Source organism: Sphingomonas aerolata, assembly GCF_003046295.1.
In the GTDB taxonomy this organism is placed as follows: domain Bacteria; phylum Pseudomonadota; class Alphaproteobacteria; order Sphingomonadales; family Sphingomonadaceae; genus Sphingomonas; species Sphingomonas aerolata.
Genome location: NZ_PZZN01000001.1, coordinates 469,664 through 495,118, shown reverse-complemented (window position 1 = coordinate 495,118; position 25,455 = coordinate 469,664). Strand labels below are relative to the sequence as shown.

At 67.1% G+C, this 25,455-nt stretch carries 21 protein-coding genes; 13 read left to right on the top strand and 8 right to left on the bottom strand.

Annotated features, from left to right (window positions below; all coding sequences use genetic code 11):
* Window positions 1-82 precede the first annotated feature (82 nt).
* A complete protein-coding gene (locus C8J24_RS02355; RefSeq protein ID WP_107930020.1) occupies window positions 83-1,468 on the top strand; it encodes a helix-turn-helix domain-containing protein in 1,386 nt (461 codons plus the stop codon).
* A 199-nt stretch (window positions 1,469-1,667) separates the two neighbouring features.
* Window positions 1,668-2,027, top strand: coding sequence for a response regulator (locus tag C8J24_RS02350; RefSeq protein ID WP_208620899.1), 360 nt, complete (start codon window positions 1,668-1,670; stop codon window positions 2,025-2,027).
* 18 nt (window positions 2,028-2,045) lie between these two features.
* On the opposite strand, the gene C8J24_RS02345 is transcribed toward C8J24_RS02350, so the two are convergent.
* Both C8J24_RS02345 and C8J24_RS02335 read right to left on the bottom strand, forming a co-directional pair.
* Complete coding sequence (locus C8J24_RS02345) at window positions 2,046-3,014, bottom strand: aldo/keto reductase (protein WP_107930016.1); 969 nt, start codon at window positions 3,012-3,014, stop codon at window positions 2,046-2,048.
* A 334-nt stretch (window positions 3,015-3,348) separates the two neighbouring features.
* Window positions 3,349-3,720 carry a hypothetical protein gene (locus C8J24_RS02335; RefSeq protein WP_107930014.1) on the bottom strand — a complete coding sequence of 124 codons (372 nt, stop codon included), beginning with the start codon at window positions 3,718-3,720 and terminating at the stop codon, window positions 3,349-3,351.
* 207 nt (window positions 3,721-3,927) lie between these two features.
* Between C8J24_RS02335 and C8J24_RS02330 the strand changes: the two genes are divergently transcribed.
* The 4 genes from C8J24_RS02330 (at window position 3,928) to metH (ending at window position 9,770) form a co-directional block, all read left to right on the top strand.
* Window positions 3,928-4,881: an ArsR/SmtB family transcription factor gene (locus C8J24_RS02330; protein ID WP_107930012.1), complete on the top strand. Its 954-nt coding sequence runs from the start codon at window positions 3,928-3,930 to the stop codon at window positions 4,879-4,881.
* Window positions 4,878-5,822, top strand: a complete 945-nt coding sequence (metF, locus tag C8J24_RS02325) for a methylenetetrahydrofolate reductase [NAD(P)H] (protein ID WP_107930010.1) — start codon at window positions 4,878-4,880, stop codon at window positions 5,820-5,822. Before C8J24_RS02330 ends, metF begins: the two co-directional genes overlap by 4 nt.
* A 127-nt stretch (window positions 5,823-5,949) precedes the next feature.
* Entirely contained in the window at window positions 5,950-7,008 is a 1,059-nt protein-coding gene (locus C8J24_RS02320; RefSeq protein WP_031396518.1) for a homocysteine S-methyltransferase family protein, read from the top strand.
* Between the two features lie 134 nt (window positions 7,009-7,142).
* A complete protein-coding gene (metH, locus tag C8J24_RS02315) occupies window positions 7,143-9,770 on the top strand; it encodes a methionine synthase (RefSeq protein WP_107930008.1) in 2,628 nt (875 codons plus the stop codon).
* A gap of 57 nt (window positions 9,771-9,827) precedes the next feature.
* On the opposite strand, the gene C8J24_RS02310 is transcribed toward metH, so the two are convergent.
* A complete protein-coding gene (locus tag C8J24_RS02310) occupies window positions 9,828-11,036 on the bottom strand; it encodes a cation:proton antiporter (RefSeq protein ID WP_107930005.1) in 1,209 nt (402 codons plus the stop codon).
* Between the two features lie 237 nt (window positions 11,037-11,273).
* Here C8J24_RS02310 and C8J24_RS02305 point away from each other — a divergent pair, with 237 nt between their 5' ends.
* A complete protein-coding gene (locus tag C8J24_RS02305) occupies window positions 11,274-12,206 on the top strand; it encodes a polysaccharide lyase domain-containing protein (protein WP_107930003.1) in 933 nt (310 codons plus the stop codon).
* Between the two features lie 114 nt (window positions 12,207-12,320).
* Here the strand turns inward: C8J24_RS02305 and C8J24_RS02300 are convergent, their stop codons facing one another.
* On the bottom strand, window positions 12,321-14,009 hold the full coding sequence (locus C8J24_RS02300) for an alkaline phosphatase family protein (RefSeq protein ID WP_167396721.1): 1,689 nt from the start codon (window positions 14,007-14,009) through the stop codon (window positions 12,321-12,323).
* Window positions 14,010-14,079: 70 nt separating this feature from the next.
* Between C8J24_RS02300 and C8J24_RS02295 the strand changes: the two genes are divergently transcribed.
* The 4 genes from C8J24_RS02295 to C8J24_RS02280 all read left to right on the top strand — a co-directional run bounded on the left by C8J24_RS02295 (window position 14,080) and on the right by C8J24_RS02280 (window position 19,455).
* Window positions 14,080-16,113 (top strand): protein-disulfide reductase DsbD family protein, encoded by a 2,034-nt coding sequence (locus C8J24_RS02295; RefSeq protein WP_208620898.1) that lies wholly within the window; start codon window positions 14,080-14,082, stop codon window positions 16,111-16,113.
* 71 nt (window positions 16,114-16,184) lie between these two features.
* Window positions 16,185-17,708, top strand: a complete 1,524-nt coding sequence (locus tag C8J24_RS02290) for a circularly permuted type 2 ATP-grasp protein (RefSeq protein ID WP_107929998.1) — start codon at window positions 16,185-16,187, stop codon at window positions 17,706-17,708.
* On the top strand, window positions 17,708-18,643 hold the full coding sequence (locus C8J24_RS02285) for an alpha-E domain-containing protein (RefSeq protein ID WP_107929996.1): 936 nt from the start codon (window positions 17,708-17,710) through the stop codon (window positions 18,641-18,643). Before C8J24_RS02290 ends, C8J24_RS02285 begins: the two co-directional genes overlap by 1 nt.
* Window positions 18,643-19,455: a transglutaminase family protein gene (locus C8J24_RS02280; RefSeq protein WP_107929994.1), complete on the top strand. Its 813-nt coding sequence runs from the start codon at window positions 18,643-18,645 to the stop codon at window positions 19,453-19,455. Before C8J24_RS02285 ends, C8J24_RS02280 begins: the two co-directional genes overlap by 1 nt.
* 10 nt (window positions 19,456-19,465) lie before the next feature.
* On the opposite strand, the gene C8J24_RS02275 is transcribed toward C8J24_RS02280, so the two are convergent.
* Both C8J24_RS02275 and C8J24_RS02270 read right to left on the bottom strand, forming a co-directional pair.
* Window positions 19,466-20,251 carry an arginyltransferase gene (locus tag C8J24_RS02275; protein WP_107929992.1) on the bottom strand — a complete coding sequence of 262 codons (786 nt, stop codon included), beginning with the start codon at window positions 20,249-20,251 and terminating at the stop codon, window positions 19,466-19,468.
* Between the two features lie 123 nt (window positions 20,252-20,374).
* Window positions 20,375-21,631: a threonine ammonia-lyase gene (locus tag C8J24_RS02270; protein ID WP_056674504.1), complete on the bottom strand. Its 1,257-nt coding sequence runs from the start codon at window positions 21,629-21,631 to the stop codon at window positions 20,375-20,377.
* A 57-nt stretch (window positions 21,632-21,688) separates the two neighbouring features.
* Here C8J24_RS02270 and C8J24_RS02265 point away from each other — a divergent pair, with 57 nt between their 5' ends.
* Window positions 21,689-22,543 (top strand): NAD(P)-dependent oxidoreductase, encoded by an 855-nt coding sequence (locus C8J24_RS02265; RefSeq protein ID WP_107929990.1) that lies wholly within the window; start codon window positions 21,689-21,691, stop codon window positions 22,541-22,543.
* Window positions 22,540-24,225 (top strand): amidohydrolase, encoded by a 1,686-nt coding sequence (locus C8J24_RS02260; protein ID WP_244180354.1) that lies wholly within the window; start codon window positions 22,540-22,542, stop codon window positions 24,223-24,225. Before C8J24_RS02265 ends, C8J24_RS02260 begins: the two co-directional genes overlap by 4 nt.
* 13 nt (window positions 24,226-24,238) lie before the next feature.
* On the opposite strand, the gene C8J24_RS02255 is transcribed toward C8J24_RS02260, so the two are convergent.
* Together C8J24_RS02255 and ctrA are read right to left on the bottom strand one after the other, a co-directional pair.
* On the bottom strand, window positions 24,239-24,586 hold the full coding sequence (locus tag C8J24_RS02255) for a hypothetical protein (RefSeq protein ID WP_146163616.1): 348 nt from the start codon (window positions 24,584-24,586) through the stop codon (window positions 24,239-24,241).
* 109 nt (window positions 24,587-24,695) lie between these two features.
* Complete coding sequence (gene ctrA / locus C8J24_RS02250; protein WP_031396653.1) at window positions 24,696-25,397, bottom strand: response regulator transcription factor CtrA; 702 nt, start codon at window positions 25,395-25,397, stop codon at window positions 24,696-24,698.
* Window positions 25,398-25,455 lie beyond the last annotated feature (58 nt).

Below are 25,455 nucleotides of genomic sequence, written 5' to 3'. Positions count from 1 at the left end.
AGCCTGGCCGGGTTGTGCTGTCGTTGGGCGTTGCGCGGACTCTGTGTCTCTGTAACTATCGTGACAAGGACGGGGAGGCGGAATGGCCGAGCGCAAATTACTGGCAGGGCACGCGATCAGGCGGCTGCGACGCGGGGCCGGACTGACCCAGGCCGCGATGGCGGAGATGCTTTCGATCAGCCCGAGCTACCTTAATCTGGTCGAGCGCAACCAGCGGCCGATTTCCGCAACGCTATTGATCAAACTGGCGGAAAGCTTCGACTTCGATCCGCGCACCCTGGCTGCGGCCGAACCGGGCGGCGGTTCGGAGGCGATCCGCCGTCGTCTGGCGCACCCCATGTTCGCCGACCTGGCGATCGACCGCAACGAGGTCGAGGAATGGCTGGCCAGCGCGCCCGGTGGTGCCGAGGCCTTTGCGCGCGTGTTCGACCGGATGGGGGAGGGGGATGGTGCGATTGCGCCATCCGACGACCCGGTCGCACTGGTGCGCCGCGAGATCGAGCGGTGGCGGAATCACTTTGCCGATCTCGACGCCGCCGCCGAAGCGCTGGCGGACGAGCTGCGGCTGGGTGCCGGCGACCTTTACGGGGCGATCACCGAGCGTCTGCGCGCCAAACATGGCATCACGATCCGCGTCCTGCCCGCTGACGTGCTGCCCGACACGTTGCGGCGGCTCGATCTCCATGCCCGGCAGCTGCAACTGAGCGAGGTGCTCGACCCTGCATCACGGACCTTCGCAGTCGCGTTCCAGCTTGGTCAGATCGAGGCGCAGGCGGAGGTCGATGCGCTGGCTAAGGCCGCAGGCTTTACCGACCGGGCCGCCGAGCGGCTGTATCGACGCCATCTGCTGAGCTATTTCGCGGCGGCGGTGATGATGCCCTATGCGCGGTTCCTGCGCGGTTGCGAGGCAACCGGCTACGACATCGAACTGCTGCAGCGACGGTTCGGCGCAGGGTTCGAGCAGGTCGCGCACCGGCTGACGACGTTGCAGCGGGTGGGTGCGCGGGGGCTCCCCTTCTTCATGATCCGGATCGACCGCGCCGGGCAGGCGTCGAAGCGCTATCCCGGCGCGAGCGGCGCGGCACTGGTCGAGGCGGAAGGCCGGTGCCCGCTGTGGCAGCTCCATCACGCGTTCGATCGTCCGGGGGACCTGGTGGTGCAGCTGGTCGAGATGGAGGACGGTGCGCGCTGGCTGACGATGGCGCGGACGGTGCGTCCGCAGGGGCGTCGCTTCGGCGCGGTGCGCGCCGAATTTGCGATCGGACTGGGGGTCGAGGCGGCACTCGCGCGCGGGCTGGTCGCTGCGAGCGGTATCGATCTGACGGGCGCGGCCATGCCGATCGGCATTGGCTGTCGCGGATGCTTCCGCGCGGATTGCCCGCAGCGTTCCGCAGCCCCCGCGGGCCGGGCGTTGATCGTCAACGAACGCGAGCGTCGCATCTCGGCCCTGACGTTCGTCGGCGACTGAGGGGCCGATACGGCTGGACGCGCCGGGAATGCGACAGGACGCAGGCGATGCGATGAAAATCCGCGTTGGTGATGCGTCCGAATTCGCCGCCGACCGTTCATAGCGGGTTCGCGCCTCACGCGTCCCGACCTGCCTCAGGCGGACCGATCGTGAGCCGACCCTGAATTTGTGTATGGGGTTTCCATTGTTCGCACCGCCATTGATCAGACGCCCCGTTGCGGGGATCGTTCTGATCGTCGAAGATCATCTGCTTGTTCAAATCACCGCAACGGCGCGGATCGAGGATGCCGGACTGTCGACGCTCGTCGCTGGCGATGCGGACGAGGCGATGGCGATTTTGACGTCGCGTGACGATGTCGCGGCGGTATTCACCGATATCGACATGCCGGGCTCGATGGACGGGCTGGCCCTCGCAACGATCATCCGCCGGCGCTGGCCGCAGATCCAGGTCGTCGTCACGTCCGGCCAGCGGCCGAGCAAAGCCGCAGGTCTGCCCGACGGCGTCGCCTTCTTTCAGAAACCCTACGACTATTCGAACCTTGTTAACCATTTTCGCTGAGGCATAGACCGCGCCCGGTCACCCGGGCGCGGGACGCATCACGCCCCCCGCCAGCGTCAAGGCCGAAAGCTGCTCGTCAGATAGCTCAAGCGTCATGGCGGGCAGAAGATCCTCGATCTGACGCGCGCTGGTCGCGCTTGCGATCGGTGCGGTAATTCCGGGCTGTGCCAAGAGCCACGCGAGCGCGATCTGAGCGTGGCTGGCACCCGTGTTCGAGACGACCGCATCCATCGCCTCGAGGACTGCCTTCCCCTTTCCGTCGAGGAGGTCGCGCATGCCACCGCCACGAACGCTTGCGCCCAGATCGTCGGGCGTGCGGTATTTGCCGGTGAGGAAGCCCGACGCGAGACCGTAATAGGGAAGGACGCCGATATTCTCGGTCACGCAATAGTCCTGCAATTCGCCTTCGAACTTGTCGCGGCTGACGAGATTATATTCGGGCTGGAGGACATGATAGCGCGGCAGGTCGCTGGCCTTTGCGGCGTCCACCGCAGACTTCAGGCGTGCGGCGTGGAAGTTCGACGCGCCGATGACGCGCACCTTTCCGGCATCGACGAGCTTGCCGAAGGCCTCGAGGACAGCCTCCTGCGGCACCGTGTCGTCATCCTGATGCGCATAATAGAGATCGATGCGATCCGTGCCGAGACGCTTGAGCGATGCTTCGGCCGCTGCCGCGATACGCGCCGGCTGGAGTTTTTCGCCGCCTTCACCCGGCAACATGCCGACCTTGGTCGCGATCAGCACGTCATCGCGCCTGCCGCTCGTCCGCAGCCAGTCGCCGATCATGGTTTCGGATTCGCCACCCTCATGGCCGTCCACCCATGACGAATACATGTCGGCGGTGTCGATCATCGTCCCGCCACCCGCGACAAACGCATCGAGGACCGCAAAGCTGGCGGTCTTGTCCGCTGTCCATCCGAACACGTTCCCCCCGAGAACGAGGGGGGCGATCTTGAGATCGGTCGAGCCGAGGCGGCGATTCATCATTGGGGCTGGTCGCTTTGCGAGGAGGAGGGGGACGGTGTCGTGCCGTCAGCGGTCGAGTTGCCAATAGGGGGCAGGCCGTCGGTGCGCATGCTGTTCGCGTCGAGCATGGTCGCGGCATCGTTGAGTTGCGCTGCCTCGTCCCGCGTGACCGCGCCGGGTTGTTCCGGAGTCGGGGAACAGGCGCCCAGCAGGGCCAGAGACAGAACCGCCCCGAGCCGGCCGCCAGAAGCGACTCCTGCCGATAGTCCGCGTCCCGACCAGGCAGGCCGGGAGCGCAGGACCATCGACCGGATCGCGGTCGGACGACGCGGTGCGGGGCGGTCTGTGACGGGGATCAGTCCTTGATCGCATTGCCGGCGCGGGTCAGTGCGTTACCCGTGGCGTCTGCTGCGCGGTCGGCGCTGTTGTTGATCGCGGCACCCGCACGGTCGGCGTTGGCCTCTGCGCGGTCGCCGGCGCGGTCGGCGCTGGCGTCGAGACGGTCAGCGGCGTTGTCCATGCGCGCACCGGCATTGTCGAGCGATGCTTCAGCCGAGCCGAGCGCACGGTCGCTGGCGGCATCGACATCGGCGACCGCGTTCTGGGTCGTCGCGCTTGCGTCCGCCGCGATGGCGTTCGCGGCTTCCGCGGTCTCGTTCTGCGCATTGTTGCTGCACGCTGCGAGGCCGGCCGTCAGGACCAGCGCGGGGATCAGAAACTTCTTCATGAATAACACTCCCATCATCAAATTCGGCGTCGATCCGGGCGGACCTGACGCTTGTGAGCCGGACGCTTTCCAGTTCATCGCGTGTTCGAACGCGGACCAAGCGTTTCCGATCCGTCGAGGTCGGGACGTGCCTGGGGCCAGCATTCCTCCAGCGGCACGCCACGGCCTGCGTTGACCTCATATAAAGAATTCTTTATATGACTTCCCATGACGATGGCGCTCGAAATCTTCCGTGCGATGGCGGATGCGACCCGATTGCGCATTCTCGCGCTTCTGCGTCGCATGGAGCTGTCGGTTGGCGAACTCGCGCAGGTGCTCGGGCAGAGCCAGCCGCGCGTGTCGCGCCATGTGAAGATCCTGTGCGATGCCGGTCTGGCGGAGCGTCGCAAGGAGGGCAGCTGGGTATTCGTCGGCGTGGGGCGCAGCGATGTCGTCGATCCGGTCGCTGCCGCTCTCGATAGCTGGGCCAAGGCTGAACCCGATCACTGGGCGGTTGCCGACGCGGCGCGGCTTGCTGCGGTGCGCGCCGATCGGGCGGCGAGCGCGGCGGCGTGGTTCGAGGGGCATGCCGACGAATGGGATGCGATCCGTTCGCTGCACGTCGCCGAAAGCGAGGTCGAGGCGGCGATGGCGGCGATGCTCGGCGATGCGCGGGTCGGGACGCTGATCGACATCGGCACGGGGACGGGCCGGATGCTCGAGCTGTTCGGTGGCCATGCCCGACTGGCGCTGGGGATCGATCGCAGTTCGGAGATGCTGCGTCTGGCGCGCGCCAAGCTGCACGACATGGCACATGCCGAATTGCGGCAGGCGGATCTGTACGCGCTGCCGCTCGACGACGGGGCGGCGGACGTCGCGATCCTGCATCACGTGCTCCATTTCGCGCAGCAGCCGGGCGCCGCAGTCCGCGAGGCGGCGCGCGTGCTGGCGCCGGGCGGGCGGTTGCTGATCGCGGATTTCGCGAGCCACGACCGCGAGGAATTGCGGCTGAGCGATGCGCATACGCGCCTCGGCTTTGCCGACGATCAGATGACGGCTTGGTTCGACGCGGCGGGTTTGCAGACCGTGCGCGTCGAGACGCTCGAGGGCGGTGAGCTGACGGTGAAATTATGGCTCGGCCGCAGGATTGGCCTGAGTTTGCGTGAGGTGAAGGCGGCATGACGACAATCACTATTCCCCAACTGGCCGAGGCGCGGCGTGCGCTCGAAGAACCGCTCTTTGCCGACCTCGCGGGCGACGTGGGGATCAGCTTCGAATTCTTCCCGCCAAAGAGCGAGAAGATGGAAGCCCAGCTTTGGGATGCGATCCGCACGCTCGAGCCGCTCGGTCCCGATTTCGTGTCGGTGACCTATGGCGCGGGCGGGTCGACGCGCGAGCGGACGCACGCGACCGTTGCGCGGATCCAGCGCGAGACGTCGATGAACGCCGCCGCGCACCTGACCTGCGTCGAGGCGACCAAGGCCGAGATCGACCAGGTTGCCGAGGAATATTGGGCGGCAGGCGTACGGCACATCGTCGCCCTGCGCGGCGACATGCCGACGCTGGGTCAGCCCTATCAGGCGCATCCCGGCGGCTATGAGAATGCGGCGGCGCTGGTCGCCGGGCTGGCGCGGTTGCATCCGTTCGAGATTTCGGTCGCGGCCTATCCCGAATGCCACCCCGAATCCGGCGGGCATGACGTCGATCTCGACAACCTCAAGCGCAAGCTCGACGCGGGCGCGACGCGGGCGATCACGCAGTTCTTCTTCTCGCCGGAAGCCTATTTCCGGTTCCGCGACCGGGTGGCCGCAGCGGGAATCACCGCGCAGATCCTGCCCGGTATCCTCCCCGTCTCGAACGTCGCGCAGACGCGCAAGTTCGCGAGCGCGTGCGGGGCGGAGATCCCGGCCTGGATGGACCGGCTGTTCGAGGGGCTCGACGATCATCCGGCGGCCCGACAGCTGGTCGCGGCGACGATCGCAGCCGAGATGTGCCGGCGGCTCTATGCGGGGGGCGTGAAGGATTTCCACTTCTACACACTCAACCGCGCCGAACTCGCCTATGCTATCTGTCACATGCTCGGCGTCCGCGCGAAGCCGAGCGAAAAGGTCGCTGCGGCGTAATTCACCGCCCCTCCCGCAGGCGGGAGGGGCCGGGGGTGGGCACGCGTTCGCCCCCAACGATACCGCCCGAGGATAGCGGGCGCCCACCCCCGACCCCTCCCGCTTGCGGGAGGGGGGAGTCCAATCGATGACACCACGTGAACGTTTCAACGCGGAAGCCGCCAAGCGCATCCTGATCACCGACGGCGCGTTCGGCACCGAGATCCAGAACTGGAAGCTCGACGAGGCGGCCTATGCGGGCGACCTCGGGCTCAGCCACGACCAGAAGGGCAACAACGACATTCTGGCGATTACCAGGCCGGACGTGCCCCAGACGATCACGCGCGAATATCTCGACGCGGGGTCGGACATCGTGTCGACCAATACGTTCAGCGCGAACATCATCAGCCAGGCGGATTACGGCGCCGAGCATCTGGTCCGCGCGATCAACGTCGAAAGCGCGAAGATCGCACGGGCGCTCGCGACCGAATATGAGGCAAAGGACGGCCGGCCGCGGTTCGTGGCCGGCGCGATCGGGCCGACCAACAAGACGCTGTCGCTGAGCCCCGACGTCAACGATCCGGGCTATCGCGAGATCGACTTCGATTATCTGAAGGGCGTCTACCGCGAACAGATCGACGCGCTGCTCGAAGGCGGCGAGGGGGTCGGCGTCGACTTCATCCTGATCGAGACGGTGTTCGATACGCTCAACGCCAAGGCCGGGATCATGGCCGCGATCGAGGCGGGCGACGACCTGGGGCGCGACGTGCCGATCATGCTGTCGATGACGCTGACCGATCTGTCGGGCCGCAACCTGTCGGGGCACACGGTCGAGGCGTTCTGGCACGCGGTGCGGCATGCCAAGCCGATCACGATCGGGCTCAACTGCTCGTTCGGTGCGGAGCAGCTGCGGCCGCATGTGAAGACCCTGTCCGGCATCGCCGACACGCTGATCATGATCTACCCGAACGCCGGGCTGCCCAACGAACTCGGCGAATATGACGAGATGCCGGCGACGACCGCCGGGCTGGTCGGCGAATGGGCGGTGGCCAAGCAGGTCAACGTACTCGGCGGCTGCTGTGGCTCGACCCCTGCGCATATCAAGGCGATGGCCGACGGCGTGCGCGGGCTGGAACCGCGGGCGGTCTCGCGGCCGGAGGTGCGGACCAAGCTCGCCGGGCTCGAACCGTTCACGATGGCGGCCTGACTTTCTTCCCCTCCCGCAAGCGGGAGGGGGCAGGGGGTGGGCTCGCGCTCTCCCCCAACGACTAGGCCCGCGGATGGCGGGCGCCCACCCCCCGACCCCCTCCCGCTTGCGGGAGGGGGGGAAGAAATGAACCGATGACCACTCCCTCCTCCACGTCCTTCGTCAACATCGGCGAGCGCACCAACGTCACCGGATCGGCCCGCTTCAAGAAGCTGATCATGGCGGGCGACTATCCTGCCGCGGTCGAGGTCGCGCGCCAGCAGGTCGAGAGCGGCGCACAGGTGCTCGACGTCAACATGGACGAGGGGCTGCTCGACGCGCACCACGCGATGACGACGTTCTTGAAGCTGATCGCCGCCGAACCCGACATCGCGCGCATCCCGTTCATGGTCGACAGCTCGAAATGGAGCGTGATCGAGGCGGGGCTGAAATGCGTCAGCGGCAAGCCGATCGTCAATTCGATCAGCATGAAGGAGGGCGAGGAGCAGTTCCTCAGCCAGGCCAAGAAGTGCATGGCATACGGCGCCGCGGTGGTCGTGATGGCGTTCGACGAGGTCGGGCAGGCGGACACCAAGGACCGCAAGGTCGAGATCTGCGAGCGCGCCTACAAGCTGCTCGTCGGCATCGGCTTTCCGCCCGAGGACATCATCTTCGATCCCAACGTCTTCGCGGTCGCGACGGGGATCGAGGAGCATGACAATTACGGCGTCGACTTCATCGAGGCGTGCCGCGAAATCAAGGCGCGCTGTCCGCACGTCCATATCTCGGGCGGACTGTCGAACTTCAGCTTCTCGTTCCGCGGCAATGAGCCGGTCCGCCGCGCGATGCACAGCGTGTTCCTATATTATGCGATCCCCGCGGGCATGGACATGGCGATCGTCAACGCCGGCCAGCTCGACATCTACGACGATATCGATCCCGAGCTGCGTCAGGCGGTCGAGGATGTCGTGCTCAACAAGGATCCCGAAGCGGGTGAGCGGCTCGTCCAGCTCGCCGAGCGGTATCGCGGCACCGATGTCGTGGCCGAGAAGGCGGCCGCCGAATGGCGTTCGCTGGGCGTCAACAAGCGGCTCGAATATGCGCTGGTAAAGGGCATCGACCTGCACGTCGTCGAGGATACCGAGGAAGCGCGGCTGATCATCGACGGCAATGGCGGTCGTCCGATCGAGGTGATCGAAGGTCCTCTGATGGACGGCATGAACGTCGTCGGCGACCTGTTCGGCAGCGGCAAGATGTTCCTCCCGCAGGTCGTGAAATCGGCGCGCGTGATGAAGAAGGCGGTCGCGCATTTGCTGCCTTACATCGAGGCGGCCAAGGAGCCCGGCGCGCGCGGCAAGGGCAAGATCATCATGGCGACGGTCAAGGGCGACGTGCATGACATCGGCAAGAACATCGTCGGCGTGGTCCTGCAGTGCAACGGGTTCGACGTGGTCGATCTGGGCGTCATGGTCCCGTGGTCGAAGATCCTCGAGGCCGCGAACGAGAATGACGCGGACATGATCGGGCTGTCGGGCCTCATCACGCCGAGCCTCGACGAGATGGTGACGGTCGCCGAGGAGATGAAGCGCGCAGGCATGACGATGCCGCTGCTGATCGGCGGGGCGACCACCTCCAAGGTCCACACCGCGCTGCGTATCGCGCCCGCCTATGACGGCCCGGTCGTGCATGTGCTCGATGCGAGCCGCGCGGTGGGTGTCGCGTCGACGCTCGTCAGCGACACGATCCGCGACGAGTTCGTGACCAAGACCGCGGACGAATATGAAGCGGTGAGGGTGGCGCGGGCCAACAAGGGCCAGAGCGAGCTTATCCCGATCGAGACGGCGCGCGAGCGCGGGTTCGTCGCGGACTTTGCGTTGAAGCCCGGGGCGCCCGCGAAGCCCGGCGTCCATGTGTTCGCGGACTGGGACCTGACCGACCTGCGCGACTATATCGACTGGACGCCGTTCTTCCGCGCGTGGGAGCTGGCGGGCAACTTCCCGGCGATCCTGACCGACGAGGTCGTCGGCGAGAGCGCGAGTTCGCTCTATGCGGACGCGCAGGCGATGCTCGACACGATCGTCGCGGAGAAATGGCTGACGCCGCGCGGGGTCGTGGGGCTGTGGCCGGCGCGGCGCGAGGGGGACGATGTGGTCGTCTCGCACACGCGCCGCCACGACATGCCGCACGAGGACGTGCGCCTGCCGATGCTGCGCCAGCAGATTTCGAAGCGCGAGGGGCGCGCGAACATGTGCCTCGCCGATTTCGTCGATCCCGCAGGCGACTGGTTCGGTGGGTTCGCGGTCGGCATCCACGGGATCGACGAGCATATCGCGCGGTTCAAGGCGGGGCATGACGATTACAACGACATCCTGTTGAAGGCGCTCGCCGATCGCTTCGCCGAGGCGTTTGCCGAGCGGCTGCACAAGCATGTCCGTCAGGAGCTGTGGGGCTATGCGCCCGAGGAACAGCTGACCAACGACGCACTGATCAAGGAGCAGTATCGCGGCATCCGCCCCGCGCCGGGCTATCCCGCATGCCCCGATCACAGCCTGAAGCCGATCCTGTTCGACCTGCTCGATGCCGAAACCGCGACCGGGCTCGAACTGACCGAGAGCTTCGCGATGTTCCCGACCGCAGCCGTCTCGGGCTTCTACTTCGGCCACCCGCAGGCGGAGTATTTCGGTGTCGCCCGCGTCGGCCGCGACCAGCTGGAAGACTATGCGGCGCGGCGCGGCGTCGACCTGCCGATCGCGGAGCGCTGGCTGCGGCCGAACCTGGACTGAACCCCGAACCGTGACGTCACCCCGGCCTTCGCCGGGGTGGCGCCATGCCTGTGGCTGTCAGGCGCTACGCCCGACCAATGCCGCCAGCTTCTTCAATTTCGGTGCGACCATCGGCACGGTCAGCATCGTGCTGGCCAACGCCATCAGCAGCAGCGCGGTGAAGGTTTCGTTGGTGATGATCGCCTTGTCGAGCAGGATGTTGACGAAGATGATCATGATGAGCGCCTTGGTCTGAAGCAGCCAGCCGATCGCTGATGCCTCCCCCGGGCGCCATTTGAGGATCCGCCCGGCGGCGTGAACGCCCGCCAGCTTGCCGCCGACCGAGGCGAATAACAGCAATGCCGCGGCGGCGAACACCGCGATCCCGCCGACCGCCCACTCCGTCTTCAGCCCCGTCGACAGGAAGAACACCGGCATCACCGCGAGCAGCACGAAGCGGCGGAAGTCGTCCATCCGGATCTGGTCGAACCATTTCGCGTCGAGCACCGCGCCCGACAGGAACGCGCCGACCATGAAATGCAGCCCCGCCCAGTCCGCGGCGAACCCGCAGCCGGCGAGCCAGATCAGGCTGACATACCAGCGATCGCGCTCAGGGATCCGCGCCATCAGTCGGCGGATCAGCAGGGTGGCGACCGCGAAGCCGACCAGGAAGCCCGCCTGCCGGCCAACCCGCTCCCAATCGAGCAGGATCAGCGCGAGCACGCCCCAGATCGCGATATCGTCGAGGCTGGCATAGCGCAGGATGCGCTGGCCGATCGGCTCACGCAGGACCTCGAGCTTTTCGAGGAACAGCACGAGGATCGGCAGCGCGGTGACCGCGCAGGCCATGCCGATGCCCAGAATAACCTGCCACCGCGCGCCCGACACGCCTGCCCAGCCCGGATAGCGCAGCATCAGCGCGGCGGCGATGCTGCCGGTCGCGAGCGGCACCGCCAGCGCAAGGCCGGCGGTGACCGCGGTCTCGCGGCGATGTCGCCATGCCGCGCCGAGATCGAGTTCGATGCCAGCGACCCACACGAACATCATCACCGCCCACCACGCGACGCCGTTCAGCGAGCCGATTGTCGCAGGCGTGAAGATCGTCGCATAATAATCGGGGAAGAGCGCGCCGAGCACGCCCGGTCCGAGCAGGATGCCGCCGAAGATCTGCACAACGACCAGCGGTGCCCAGTAATCGGTCCGGCCCAGCCGCCAGACCAGATAGGGGACGCTGAAGATGATAAGCATCGCAAGGAGGAAGACCTCCGTCGGTGTCATGGCGTGCATGCATTCCCCCTCTCGCGCGGTCGGGGCCCCCCCGCCGGCTTTATGCTGCGGGGTGGTATGCGGCCGGGCAGGCGGCGGCAATATGCTTCGCTACGGTCGAACCGGTGTCGATCCGTTTGCAGGCTGCGCCATTGCGGGACGCGGGGCGGGCCCCCGCTATCGGCAGCCGGGGCGCATCCGCGCTAAGGATGGGGCGTGGCGGCGCAATCGTGGCGAGCCGATGAGGGAGTGCCCTGCTTGAACCGATCGCTTTTATTGCTCGTGCTGGTCGCCGCGTCCGCCTCGGCCCAGGCGCCGGTGCGGCGCGCCGCGCCCTTTACCGTCGATGGGCAAGGCTTTGCGACACTGCAGGAGGCGGTCTCGTCGATCCGGCTCGGCACTGCGACGATCCTGATCGCGCCGGGCACCTACCGGCAATGCGCGGTGCAGGCGGGCGGGCGGATCACCTTCAAGGCGGTGGAGCCGGGTACCGCGATCTTCGAAGGCGTGGCCTGCGAGGAGAAGGCGGCGCTGGTGCTGCGCGGGCAGGGGTCGGTCGTCGATGGCCTGGTCTTTCGCGGCTACAGCGTCCCCGACGGCAATGGCGCGGGGATCCGCACCGAGATGGGGGATCTCAGCGTCGTCAACGCGATGTTCATCGACAGCCAGGAGGGCATCCTCGGTGGTGAGCCGAGCGGGCAGCGGATCACGATCGACCGGTCGACCTTTTCGGGACTCGGCCAGTGCGACCAGTCGCCCAGCTGTTCGCATGCCGTGTATCTCGCGAACCAGGGCAGCGTGACGATCACCCGCTCGCGGTTCGAGCGCGGGACCGGCGGGCATTACGTCAAGCTGCGCGTGCCGACCGTCTCGATCACCGACAACAGCTTCGACGACAGCGCGGGGCGCAAGACCAACTACATGATCGACCTGCCCGAAGGCGCGACCGGGCTGATCGCGCGCAACACCTTCGTGCAGGGGCGGAAGAAGGAGAACCACACCGGTCTGATCGTCGTCGCGGCGGAGGCGAAGACCTATCGCTCGACCGGGTTGCGCGTCGAGGACAATGACGCGCGGCTGGCACCGGGCGATGCGACCAGCCCCGCATTCCTGGCGGATTACAGCCATGACCGGCTGGCGCTGGGGGCGAACCGGCTGGGGCCGGGGTTGCGGGCGTTCGAGACGCGGTAGTTTTTGGAAGAGCCGTCGGGAAAAGTGGGCCGGTAGCACCGGCCTCCATACCCCCCCCCCCCCGTCATCCAGGCTTTCGCTGGGATGACGGAAAGGGCGGTCCGACGGGGCTCCTCAGCTCGGGCAGGTGCTCGCCGCGCCGGCGTCGAGGTCGAGGCAGCGGCCGTCGAGCCCCGACACTGGCAGGCCGATCGTTGCTGCGAGCGTCGGGACGATGTCGACGGTTTCCACCGACAGCGGCTGTTCGAACCCCGCGATCCCCTTGCGCCAGAACAGGATCGGCACGCGGCGGTCATAATCCCAGGGGCTGCCGTGCGTCTCGACATAGCCGCCGGCGGGCGACACGATCGTCGTCACGCGCGGCTTCAGGAGCGTGACGAACTGACCCGAGCGGCCCTCGGCATAGGAGGCGCGCGCGCGTTCGATCAGCGTCCAGGTCTCGGGCGGGGTGGTCGGCATCGGCGTCGCCATGATCTCGGCGGCCGAGAAGGCGGCGGCGACCTGCGGCAGCGCGCGATAGCGACGCAGCGCCTCGGTCAGCACTTTGGCGCGTGTCTTGGCGGGCAGCGCATCGTCGATATAGACGTCGCCCTCGGTCCCGAGCAGGACGCTGCCGGGCAGGCCCAGGTCCTTGGCGATCGCGGTGCCGACCTGCTTGGCGAGCACATTCTCGTCCATATGCGCCTCCATCGGCATCGCGCGCTGCTGCTGCCGCTCGGTCGCGTCGTGCGCACCGTGATCGGCGGTCAGCACGACCTCGTAATCCACGCCCGTCTCGTCCAGCACCTCGAAGAAGCCGCCGAGCGTCTTGTCGAGCTCGGCCATCTGGATGCACATCTCGGACCCCTGCGTGCCGTAGGTGTGGCCGATATAATCGGTCGCCGACGCGCCGATGTCGATGATGTCGGTCTGCGGCCCCTGGCCGAGCTTCATGTCCTGCACCAGCGCCGCCGCCATCGCGAACACCGCGGCATCGGACGCCGGCGACACGCGGAAGCCCTTGGCGTCGCCCGCCTCGCGCTCGAAGCGGCCCTGGCCGTACGTCTTGCCCGCGATCACGATCGGGTGGTTCACGCCCGTGCAATAGCCGGGCAGCGGCAGCGCGGCCTGGGGCAGCGCGATCAGCCCGGCGACCGCGGTGCGCGTGCGCTGCACCGCCGGCGGTACCGCGCGGCCCGCATAGGAGACATAGGTCTTGCCGTCCCACCACCAGAGCTCGTCGACCTTGTGGCCGCCCATCATCACCGCCGCTCGATCCTTGCCCGCGACCGAGACCGAGCGGGTGCGCGGATCCCGCGCCTTCATCATCTCGCCGAGCGTCGGCACCTTCAGGTGCATGTCGGACACGGTGTAGCTGTCATGCGTGCTGCCCGCGACGCGCTCGTCCTCCGAGCAATAGACGATCTTGTCGGGGCGGCCGGCGCGCTGGTCGACCCAGTTGTTCGCGATGATCCCGGTATGCGCGGGACGCATGCCCGTCAGGATGGTCGAGTGGCCGGGGCAGGTCTCGGTCGCGGCATGGCTCTGGTAGCCGCTCGGAAACACCACGCCGTTCAGCAGGCGGGTGAAGCCACCGGTGAAGTGGTTGCGATATTGCTGGAACAGGTCGGCGGCGAACTGGTCGACCGAAATCGCCACGATCAGCTTGGGCGGCGTTGCGGGGGTCGGTGCCGCAACGGCCGGGGCGGGAGCCGAAGCTGGGGCCGGAGCGGTCTGCGCAGACGCGGTCACGGACGCGGCCGGGGTCAGGAGCAACGCGGCGATAAGTGCTTTCACGGACAGTCCTTTGACGAGCAGCGGCATGACTGCTTTCGGATGTAATGCGATGTCGTCCTCGCTATGGCTGTGGCCGATGAACGAAACAAGGATGGCCATGCGCAGTTTACGTTGCGTCCTGATGACGATGCTGCTCGCGCTGTGCAGCCTCGTGGCGACGCCGGCGCTGGCGGACTCGCTCGACGGGTCGAGCCGGCATCTGAGCATGCGCCTCGTTGCCGAGAGCGACCATCCGAAAGCGGGGGCACCGCTGACCATCGCGATTGCAACGACCCCCGATACGGACTGGCACGGCTATTGGGCCAATCCGGGCGATGCGGGGTTTCCCGCGACGTTGGACTGGACGCTGCCGCGCGGAGTGACGGCGGGGCAGCCCGAATGGCCCGTCCCGACGACGCTGCTCATCGCGGGGCTGATGAACTATGTCTACGAGGCGCCCTATGCGCCGCTCGTGACGATCCAGGTGCCGGCGGGGCTGGCGGCGGGCGTCAAGCTGCCGATCCGGCTGAAGACGTCCTATCTGGTCTGTTCGGCGACGATCTGCGTGCCCGAGGAGCAGGCGCTCGCGCTCGACCTGACGATCGGTGACGGCGCGCCGTCGCAGGCGAGCGCTTTTGCCGGCTGGCGGCGGGCGATCCCCAAGCCGCTCGATGCGGGCGCGACCTATGCGGTCGACCAGGGTGTGCTGCGCGTCGCGGTGCCGTTCCCGGCCGGGGCCAGGGCAAAGGACGCCTATTTCTTCCCCCTCACCACCGGCGTGATCGACAATGGCGCGCGCCAGACCGTGACGCGGTCGGGCGATACGCTGACGATCGCGACGCGACTGGCGGCCAATGGCAAGGCCAATGCGCCGATCGAGGGTGTGCTGCGGATCGGCGACGCGCAGGGGCTCGCGGTCAGCGCCGCGCCCGGGGTCGTTGCGGCGGGGCCATCGGATAATGCGGGCGGGCTGTGGGCGACCGCACTGGCGGCGTTTGCGGGCGCGGTGCTCGGCGGGCTGATCCTCAACATCATGCCCTGCGTCTTCCCGATCCTGAGCCTGAAGGCGCTCAGCCTCGCGCGCGGTGGCGCCAGCGAACGCGAGGCGCGGCACGAGGCGCTCGCCTATACCGCGGGCGTCGTGCTGGTGTGCCTCGGCCTTGGCGCGGCGATCCTCGCGCTGCGTGCGGGCGGGTCTGCGGTCGGCTGGGCGTTCCAGTTGCAGCATCCCGCGGCGATCATCGTGCTGCTGCTGCTGAGCACCGCGATCGCGTTCAACCTGGCCGGGCTGTTCGAGGTGCCGACGCCGCGGTTCGCGGGCGAGAGCGGTGCGAGCGGTGCGTTTGCGACCGGCGCGCTGGCCGCATTCATCGCGACGCCGTGCACCGGGCCGTTCATGGGTGCAGCGCTGGGCGCTGCGCTCGTGCTGCCCTGGCCCGCGGCGATGGCGGTGTTCGCCGGGCTGGGACTCGGGCTGTCGCTGCCGTTTCTCGCGATCGGCTTCGTGCCGGCGTGGCGGCGCTGGCTGCCCAAGCCCGGCGCGTGGATGGAGACGTTCCGGCATGTCCTGTCGGTGCCGATGTTCCTGACCGCGATCGCACTCGCCTGGGTGCTGGGGCGCCAGACCGGCGTCGACAGCCTGACCCTCGCGCTCGTCGCGGTGCTGGCGATCGGCGCGGTGCTGTGGATCGGCGGCACCCGGCAGCGCAAGGGCAAGGCGTTCGGCGCGGCGACGCTCGCCGCGCTGGCGGTCGTGTTCGTCGGCAGCGCGGTCGTCATCGCCCGCGCGCCGCCGGCCTCGGCCAGGGCGGCGGTCGCCGGCGACGAGGCGTTCAGTGAGGCGAAGCTTGCCGCGCTGCGCGCCGAGAAGCGCGGCGTGTTCGTCTATTTCACCGCCGACTGGTGCCTGACGTGCAAGGTCAACGAGAAGGCGGCGATCGAGACCGCGACGGTTCGCGACGCGTTCGCCAAGAACAAGGTCGCGGTGCTGATCGGCGACTGGACCGATGGCGACCCGGTCATGGGCCGCTTCATCGAGGCGCATAACCGCGCCGGCGTGCCGCTCTATCTCTATTATGCGCCGGGAGCGGCCGAACCGACCGTCCTGCCGCAGGTCCTCACCCCGGCGCTGCTGGCGGGGCTGGGCGTCTAATCCGGCTTGTGCAGCGCAGGGAAGCGTTGCAGCATGGAACCGCAACGCTTGATGGGGAATTTACCATTTCGATGGGGAAACAAGCGTTCGACGAAATCATGGGGGCACCGGGTGATACCCGCGTCCGTCCCGAACTGGCCGCTCTAGGCCGCTGGATCGAGGAGACGCCCGACGCCGAGTTGCGGCGTCGACAGCAGGCGGCTGAAACGACGTTTCGGCAGCTGGGCATTACCTTTGCCGTCTATGGCGAGAACGAGGCGGCCGAGCGGATCATCCCGTTCGACATTGTTCCGCGGGTCTTCCTGCATGACGAATGGACGCGGCTGTCCGAAGGGCTCGTCCAGCGCGTCGAGGCGATCAATGCGTTCCTCGAGGATATCTATGGCGAACGCCGCATCCTGAAGGAGGGGATCCTCCCCGAGGATCTCGTCATGGGCAATGCGCAGTTCCGTCCCGAAATCGCCGGGATGCGCCCGCCGCACGGGGTCTGGGCGCATATCTGCGGGATCGATCTGGTACGCACCGGGCCCGACGACTTTTTCGTGCTCGAGGACAATGCGCGGACGCCCTCGGGGGTCAGCTACATGCTCGAGAATCGCGAGGCGATGCTGCGGCTGTGCCCCGAGCTGTTCCGCGAGTTCCGCGTCGCGGCGGTCGACAGTTATCCCGACCGGCTGCTCGAGACGATGAAGTCGGTCGCGCCGCACGGCGTCAGCGCACCGACCTGCGTCGTGCTGACGCCGGGGCATTATAACTCGGCCTATTACGAGCACAGCTTCCTCGCCGATACGATGGGCGTCGAACTGGTCGAGGCGGCTGATCTGGTGGTCGACGACGATGTCGTGTGGATGCGGACGATCGCGGGGCGCGTGAAGGTCGACGTGATCTATCGCCGGATCGACGACGATTATCTCGACCCGCTGGTCTTCCGTCCCGACAGCGCACTCGGCGTGCCGGGGCTTATCGCCGCCTATGCCGCGGGCAATGTCGCGATCATTAACGCGCCGGGCAACGGCATCGCCGACGACAAGGCGATCTACAGCTACATGCCCGACATCGTGAAATTCTATTCGGGCGGCGAGTGCAAGCTGCCCAATGTCGAGACGTGGCGGTGCCGCGAGCCCCAAGCGCTGAAATACGTCCTCGACAATCTTGAGGACGTCGTCGTCAAGCTGGTCGACGGTTCGGGCGGCTATGGCATGCTGGTCGGCCCGACCGCGACGAAGCAGGAGATCGAGGATTTCCGTGCTGCGCTGATCGCCGAGCCGCATCGGTATATCGCGCAACCGACGCTCGCGCTGTCGACCGTACCGACGATGGCCGAATCCGGGCTGTGCCCGCGGCATGTCGATTTCCGGCCGTTCGTGCTGACCGGGTCGAAGGGCGTCCAGGTCGTGCCGGGCGGGCTGACCCGCGTCGCGCTGAAGCAGGGATCGTTGGTCGTGAATTCGAGCCAGGGTGGCGGCACGAAGGACAGCTTCGTCCTGATGGCGGATCAATCGCAGCGGATGGGGGCGGGCGGCATGACGCAGGCGCTGGGCGGGATGACGCAGACCCTCGGCGAGGGCATGCCCGGGCCGGAGGCGCAATCCTGATGCTGTCGAGGACCGCCTCGTCCCTTTACTGGCTGGGACGCTATTTCGAACGTGCCGATTTCATCGCGCGGTTGGTCGAGGCGACGGTGCGCCTCGACGTGCTGTCGTCGCAGCCGGCGGGCGAGGCCGCCTGGGCATCGGCGCTGGCGGTCACCGAGACCGACGAGGCCTTTGCCAAGACCGGGGTGCCGGTCGGGCAGCGCGACGTGGTGCGCTTTCTCACGCTCGACGCCAGCCATCCGGGATCGATCGTCCGCTGCCTCGACATGGCGCGCAACAATGCCAAGGCGGTGCGGACCGCGCTGACGCGGGAATCATGGACCGCGATCAACCGTGCGTGGCTGTTGTTCGAAAACCGCGCGACTCCGGGCAGCACCACCGCGCAGCTCAACCTGGTCGAGGCGGTCAAGACCGAGTCGCGCGGGTTCGAAGGTGCGATCCACCGCATGCTGCGCAACCAGACGACCTGGTTCATCCGGCTCGGCCAGGCGGTCGAGCGCGCGGACAACACCGCGCGGCTGCTCGACGTCAAATATCATATCCTGCTGCCGGAGGGACAGAAGCTGGGCGGCGCGATCGATCGCGACCAGTGGACGACCATATTGCAGACCGTGTCGGCGGTGACCGCCTATCGCTGGATGTACAATGACGGCCTTCGGCCGGCCGACGTCATCGATTTATTGCTGGCGCGTGCGGAGCTGCCGCGTAGTCTTGCAGCCTCGGTCGAGGAGACGGTGGACGTGCTCAATCTGCTTGCGAAACGCACCGGCCAGCATGGCGAGGCGGACCGGATGGCGCGGCTCCGTGCCTCGCGGCTGGGGCGAACCCGATCCGGCGAGGTGATCGCATCGGGTCTGCACCAGTATCTGCAGGCCTTCATCCAGGAAAATGCGCTGCTCCACGGCGCGATCGGCCGGCAGTTCAAGTTCCTTTGATGCGGTTGTCGGTCGATCACCGCACGATCTATCGCTTCACCGAGCCGCAGAGCCGACTCGTCCAGATGCTCCGCATGACCCCGCAGAACACGCATGACCAGACGGTCGCGCAGTGGCGGATCGATATCGACTGCGATGCCCGGCTGCGGCAGGGGCGCGACGGGTTCGGCAATGCCATCACGATGCTCTATATTGACGGCCCGATCGACGGGATCGAGATCGATGTCACGGGCGAGGTGTTGACCAGCCATTCCGACGGCGTCGTCCACGGCGCTTATGAGGTGCTGCCGCCGGCGCTGTTCCTCCGGCCCACCGAGACCACTGCGCAGGACAAGGCCATTGCCGATTTCGCCGCACGCGTCACGACCCCTGCGCAGGGCCGGATCGGGGCGCTGCACCGGGTGAACGAGGCTTTGCACGAACGCTTTACCGCCAATCCCGGCCGTCCCGAGCCAAATCTCGGCGCGGCGGCGGCGTTCCGGCTCGACAGCGCCACCTCGCGCGACTTTGCGCAGATGTTCATCGTCGCCGCGCGTTCGCTCGGGGCGCCAGCGCGTTATGTGTCGGGCTATCTGCTGACCGAACGCGAGGATGATCACCGTCCGACGCCGCATGGCTGGGCCGAGGCGCATGTCGACGGGCTGGGCTGGATCGGGTTCGACCCGTTCACCGGGGACTGTCCAGAAGAGCATCACGTCCGGGTCGCGGTCGCGCTTGATGCCGCAGGGGCCGCGCCGGTGGCAGGCTCGCGGCTCGGCGAAGGCGGCGAGCGGCTGGAGGTCGATGTCGTCGTGTCGCGGGACGGCCAGTGACCGTCGGCGGCTAGTCCTTGCCCTGCCCGGGGCCCTGCCCGGGGGCGGCCGCCGGCAGGTCCTCCTCGCTCAGGCGGCTCCATCCGCCCGGGCCGAGCGCCTCGATCGGGCGGTACCGGATCTTGTATTCCATTCGGCCGGATCCCTTCACCCAATAGCCCAGATAGACATAGGGTAGCCCCGCACCGCGTGCGCGCAGGATGTGGTCGATGATGATATAGTTGCCGAAGCCCGGCCGCGATGCGTCATCCGCTGCGAAGAAGCTGTAGATCATCGACAGCCCGTCGGCCTGGCGATCGGTGAGGCAGGCGCCGACCAGCCGGCCCGGGGCACTGCCGATGCCCGGTTCGCGATACTCGACGATCAGCGAGTCGACGGGCGAATGCTCGACCATGTCGGCATAGTCGTCCTCGTCCATCCCGGCCATGCCGCCGTCCGGGTGACGCGCCGACAGATAGCGGCGCAACAGCTGGAACTGTTCGTCAGTCGCCCATGCGCGACAGACGGTCGCGGTGATGTCGCCGTGCCGCTTGAGCAATTTGCGCTGCGTCGCATTGGGCGTGAATTCCGGCGTCACGACACGGACCGACACACAGGCGCTGCAGCCGGTGCAGCTCGGCCGATAGGCGACGCCCTGGCTCCGTCGAAACCCGATCCGGCTCAGCGCGTCGTTGAGTTCGACCGCATGCGGCCCGTTCAGCTCGGTGAAGACCTTCCGCTCCTCCCGATCGGGCAGATAGGGGCAGGGGCCGGGGCTGGTCACGAAGAACCGGGGAAACCGAAAAGGCGCAGTCATCGCAAAGTGCCCCTCTCTCGGCTTCAGCGCTCTCAAGGCGCGGGCGGTATATGATTCCTGTGCGGGCCGCTGGAAAGTAGGGCGGCCCGCGGTGGTAAAAGAAATTCCCGGCGGCGCCGGGGATCAGGCCAGTTCGACAGTGCTCGTCTCATAGCCCGCCGCCTTCAACGCGGTGACCAGCCGATCGAGATGCGCACGATCGCGGGCCTCGCATTCGATATCGGTGATCAGCCCCTTTGCCGGCAGCGTGGTGAAGACGCGCTGATGATACACCTCGATGATGTTCACCCGCTCCTGATCGAAGATCCGGGCGACGTTGTACAGCGCGCCGGGCTGATCCTGCAGGCGGATGCGCAGCCTTGCGAGTCGGCCCGAGCGTGCGAGATCGCGCAGCAGGACGTTGGCGAGCAGCCGCGTGTCGATATTGCCGCCGCACAGGATGATCCCGACGGTCCGCCCCTTGAAGCGCTCGGGATGCTGGAGCAGCGCGGCGAGGCCGGCGGCACCGGCACCCTCGACCACGGTCTTCTCGATCTGGAGCAGCAGGCTGACCGCCATCTCCAGGCTGCGCTCGCTGACCAGGACGATGTCGTCGACGAGTTCGGCGACCATCTTGGAGGTGATGCCGCCGGGCTCCTTGACCGCGATCCCCTCGGCCAGCGTGTCGCCGGCACAGGGCATCGTCGTCCCGTTGATGCGGTTGTACATCGACGGGAACAGCTCGGCCTCGACGCCGACCACCTCGATCGCGTGACCGCCCTGCGCGGCGTTCGCCCGCGTCACGGTCGCGACGCCCGAGATCAGACCGCCGCCGCCGATCGGGACGACCATCATGTCGATGTCCGGCACGTCCTCGAGCATCTCGATCGCGGTCGTGCCCTGGCCGGCAATGACGCGGGCGTCGTCGAAGGGATGGACGAAGGTGAAGCCGCATTCGCCCTCGAGGATGCGGGCATGCGCATAGGCGGCGTCGAAGGTGTCGCCGTACAGCACGACCTTGGCGCCGTGTCCTTCGGTTTGCGTGACCTTCACGGTCGGGGTGTTGGTCGGCATCACGATCGTCGCGGGGATGCCGAGCCGGTTGGCGTGATAGGCGAGACCCTGTGCGTGATTGCCCGCCGACGCGGCGATCACGCCCTTTGCGCACGCTTCGGGCGACAACTGCAACAGCGTATTGAGCGCGCCGCGTTCCTTGTAGGCCGCGGTGAACTGAAGATTCTCGAACTTCAGATAGACCGTCGCGCCGGTCATCTGGCTCAGCGTGCGGCTGATCAGCGTCGGCGTGCGGACGATCGAGGCGCGGATCCGGTCATGCGCGGCGCGAACGTCGTCGATGGACACGGGAAGGGTGGGTGCCGCTACGGCAGCGAGGGTAGCCATAGGCGTTGCGCTAGACCATCTGGCGCGCAGGGGAAACACCGCTTATGCGCTTGATCCATGGCAAAACTGGCATTCATCGGGACTGGCGTGATGGGCGCGCCGATGGCGGGGCATCTCGTCGCGGCAGGGCACGACGTCACCGTCTATAATCGCTCCCAGGCCAAGGCTTTGGCATGGGCCGATAAATACGGTGGAACGGTCGCGGACACGCCTGCTTTGGCGGCGCGCGACGCGGATGCGGTGTTCACCTGTGTCGGCAATGACGATGATCTTGCCGCGGTGACATTGGGTGAGGACGGTGTGTTCGCGGCGATGCGCGACGACGCGGTGTTCGTCGACCATACGACCGTCTCCGCTGCGATCGCCCGGCGGCTGGCGGACGCCCGCGCGCTCGTCGTCGATGCGCCGGTGTCGGGCGGGCAGGCTGGTGCCGAGAACGGCAAATTGTCGATCATGTGCGGCGGTTCCGCCGACGCCATGGCGAAGGCCGAGCCGTATATGCAGGCCTATGCCGCGCGGATCGTCCATGTCGGTGACGCGGGCGCGGGCCAGACGACCAAGATGTGCAACCAGATCGCGATCGCCGGCGTGATCCAGGGCGTGTCCGAATCGATCCGCTTCGCGCAGAATGCCGGGCTCGACCTCGACAGGGTGTTCGAGGCGATTTCGGGCGGCGCGGCGCAGAGCTGGCAGATGGTCAATCGCTGGCCGACGATGGCGAAGGAAGAATTTGACTTCGGCTTTGCGGTCGACTGGATGCGAAAGGATCTGGGGCTCGCGCTCGACGAGGCGCGGCGCAACGGCGCGGTCCTGCCGGTCGCGGCGCTGGTCGATCAATTCTATGCCGATGTGCAGGCCATGGGCGGCGCGCGGCAGGATACGAGTGCGTTGGTGCGGAGATTGCCGAAGTGAAGCCTGTCCTGTTCGCAACTGCCGCCCTGTCGCTGCTCGCCACCCCAGCGCTGGCCGACGGGATCGTCGACAACGTCAACGGCCTGACCATCACCGAGGGCGGCAAGATCGTCCGGTTCAAGGCGATCCTGGTCGACAAGGACGGCCGCGTGGCCCGGCTGGTGCCGCCGGGGGAGGAGCCCCCCAAGCTCAGCCGCAAGGAATTGAAGAAGAACGCGGGCAAGCCGCTCTATGACTGGCGTACCGACATGGGCGGCAAGACCGTGCTGCCCGGCTTCGTCGATGCGCATGGCCACGTGATCGAGCTCGGCTTCGGCGCGCTGTCGCTCGATTTGTCGGCGGCGACATCGCTCGACGACGCAAAGTCGCGGATCGCGGCCTATGTCGCGGCCAATCCTGATCGCAAATGGGTGCTCGGCCGCGGCTGGAACCAGGAAGCCTGGGGGCTCGGGCGGTTCCCGACCGCTGCGGATCTTGACTCGGTTTCGGGCGGCCATCCGATCTGGCTGTCGCGCGCGGACGGCCATGCCGGCTGGGCGAACAGCGTCGCGATGCGCGAGGCGGGGATCACCGGTGCCACGGTCGCCCCGGCGGGCGGGCGCATCGAAAAAAGCGGCGGCGCGCCGTCGGGCGTGTTCGTCGACGCCGCGCAATCGCTGGTCGAGAAGGTCGTGCCGCAGCCTCTGCCCAAGGAGCGCGACGCGGCCTTCCTCACCGCGCAGCGGATCCTGCTCGGGTACGGCGTCACCGCGGTCGCCGACATGGGCACCACGCTCGACGACTGGCTGACCTATCGCCGGATGGCGGATATCGGCGGATTGCGCGTCCGGATCATGAGCTATGCGCTGGGCGTCGAGACCGCAGGGCGGATCGGCGGCAAGGGGCCGACGCCGTGGCTGTATGACGACCATCTGCGGATGGGCGGGGTGAAGCTCTATGCCGATGGCGCGCTCGGCTCGCGCGGCGCGTGGCTGCTAAAGCCTTATGCCGATGCGCCGGGGCAGACCGGGCTGGGCTTCCTCACCGATGCGCAGCTCCAGAACCAGATGAGCCGCGCGGCGATGGACGGGTTCCAGGTCGCGGTGCACGCGATCGGCGATCGCGCGGACCAGCAGGTGCTCGACGCGATCCAGGTCGAGAGCGAGACCTACAAGGGCGACCGGCGCTGGCGTGTCGAGCATGCGCAGATCGTCGATCCCACCGACCTGCCGCGCTTCGGCAAGTTCGGCACGATCGCGTCGATGCAGCCGACGCACCAGACCAGCGACCGGACGATGGCGGAGGCGCGGCTCGGGCCGAATCGGCTGACCGGCGCCTATGCCTGGAAGTCGATGCTGGCGAACGGGTCGAAGCTCGCCTTTGGTACCGATTTCCCGGTCGAGAAGCCCGACCCGTTCGCCACCTGGGCCGCCGCATTTACGCGGCAGGATGCGAGCGGTCAGCCGCAGGGCGGGTGGCAGCCGCAGGAGCTCATCTCGCGCGAACAGGCGTGGTGGGCGATGACCGGCGCCGCCGCCTATGCGGGGTTTGCCGAGACGAAGTTCGGCGCGCTCGCCGCCGGACAGCGCGCGGACTTCATCGTCGTCGACCGCGATCCGATGATCGCTTCACCGACCGAACTGCGGGCAATCAAGGTTGCCGAGACCTGGATCGGGGGCGAGAAGGTCTGGGTTCGGAAATAGCCGGCCGGTAGCCTCAAAGGTCGCCGCTGGCGTCCTTCGATGCGCGCGCGTTGATCCGCGCCCAGACCGCCTTGTGTTCGGCCTTCGCGTAGAGCGCAGCCCGCTGGCGGGGCGGTGCCGCTGCGAGAGTGGTCGGCAGGTCGGGGAAGGTCGCCAGGACGAGCTGCAACCGCGCCTCGCGCTCGCGTCGCATCGTCGGCGTGATCGACGGGGGCGAAATGTTCGTGCGCGGCGTCCAGCCGGGATTTCCGGGAAACGGCGCGCTGGTACCTATCAAGCCGCTGGGGCCAGGAACGCCAAGTTGCGCAGAAGCAGCCGCGGGACAGGCAATCAGTCCGACAGCGAGCAGGATAGTCTTCATGGAACACCTCCGATGAAGACTAAACTGACACCATCAGGCAAGGTTGCAAGCTTGAACTTCTGAGGAGAAGCGACGCGACCTTGGCCTTTGGGTCGCGCAGCCGAGCAGATCAGGCGACCTGCGCTTCGACCATCTCGTCGGGTTCGCGCAGGACATAGCCGCGGCCCCAGACGGTCTCGATGTAGTTTTCGCCATCGCACGCCAGGCTGAGCTTTTTGCGCAGCTTGCAGATGAAGACGTCGATGATCTTGAGTTCAGGCTCGTCCATCCCGCCATAGAGGTGGTTGAGGAACATTTCCTTGGTCAGCGTGGTGCCCTTGCGCAGCGAGAGCAGCTCAAGCATCGCATATTCCTTGCCGGTCAGGTGAACGCGGCTGCCATCGACTTCTACCGTCTTGGCATCGAGGTTCACGGCGAGCTTGCCGGTGCGGATGACCGACTGCGAATGGCCCTTCGAACGGCGCACGACGGCGTGGATCCGCGCGACGAGCTCCTCGCGGTGGAACGGCTTGGTGACGTAATCGTCCGCACCGAACCCGAAGCTGCGAACCTTCGAGTCCATTTCGTTGACGCCTGACAGGATCAGCACCGGCGTCGCAACACGGGCGACACGAAGACGCTTCAGGACATCATAGCCGTGCATGTCGGGCAAGTTCAGATCGAGCAGGATGATGTCGTAATCATACAGCTTGCCAAGATCGAGGCCCTCTTCGCCCAGATCGGTGATGTACACGTTGAAGCCCTCGGTCGTGAGCATAAGCTCAATGGCCTTGGCGGTGGTAGGCTCATCCTCGATCAGCAGCACGCGCATGGGTTGTCCCCCGTTTAGCGAAAACGCCAGCCCCTGCTAAGCGATCCGCCGTTGATTC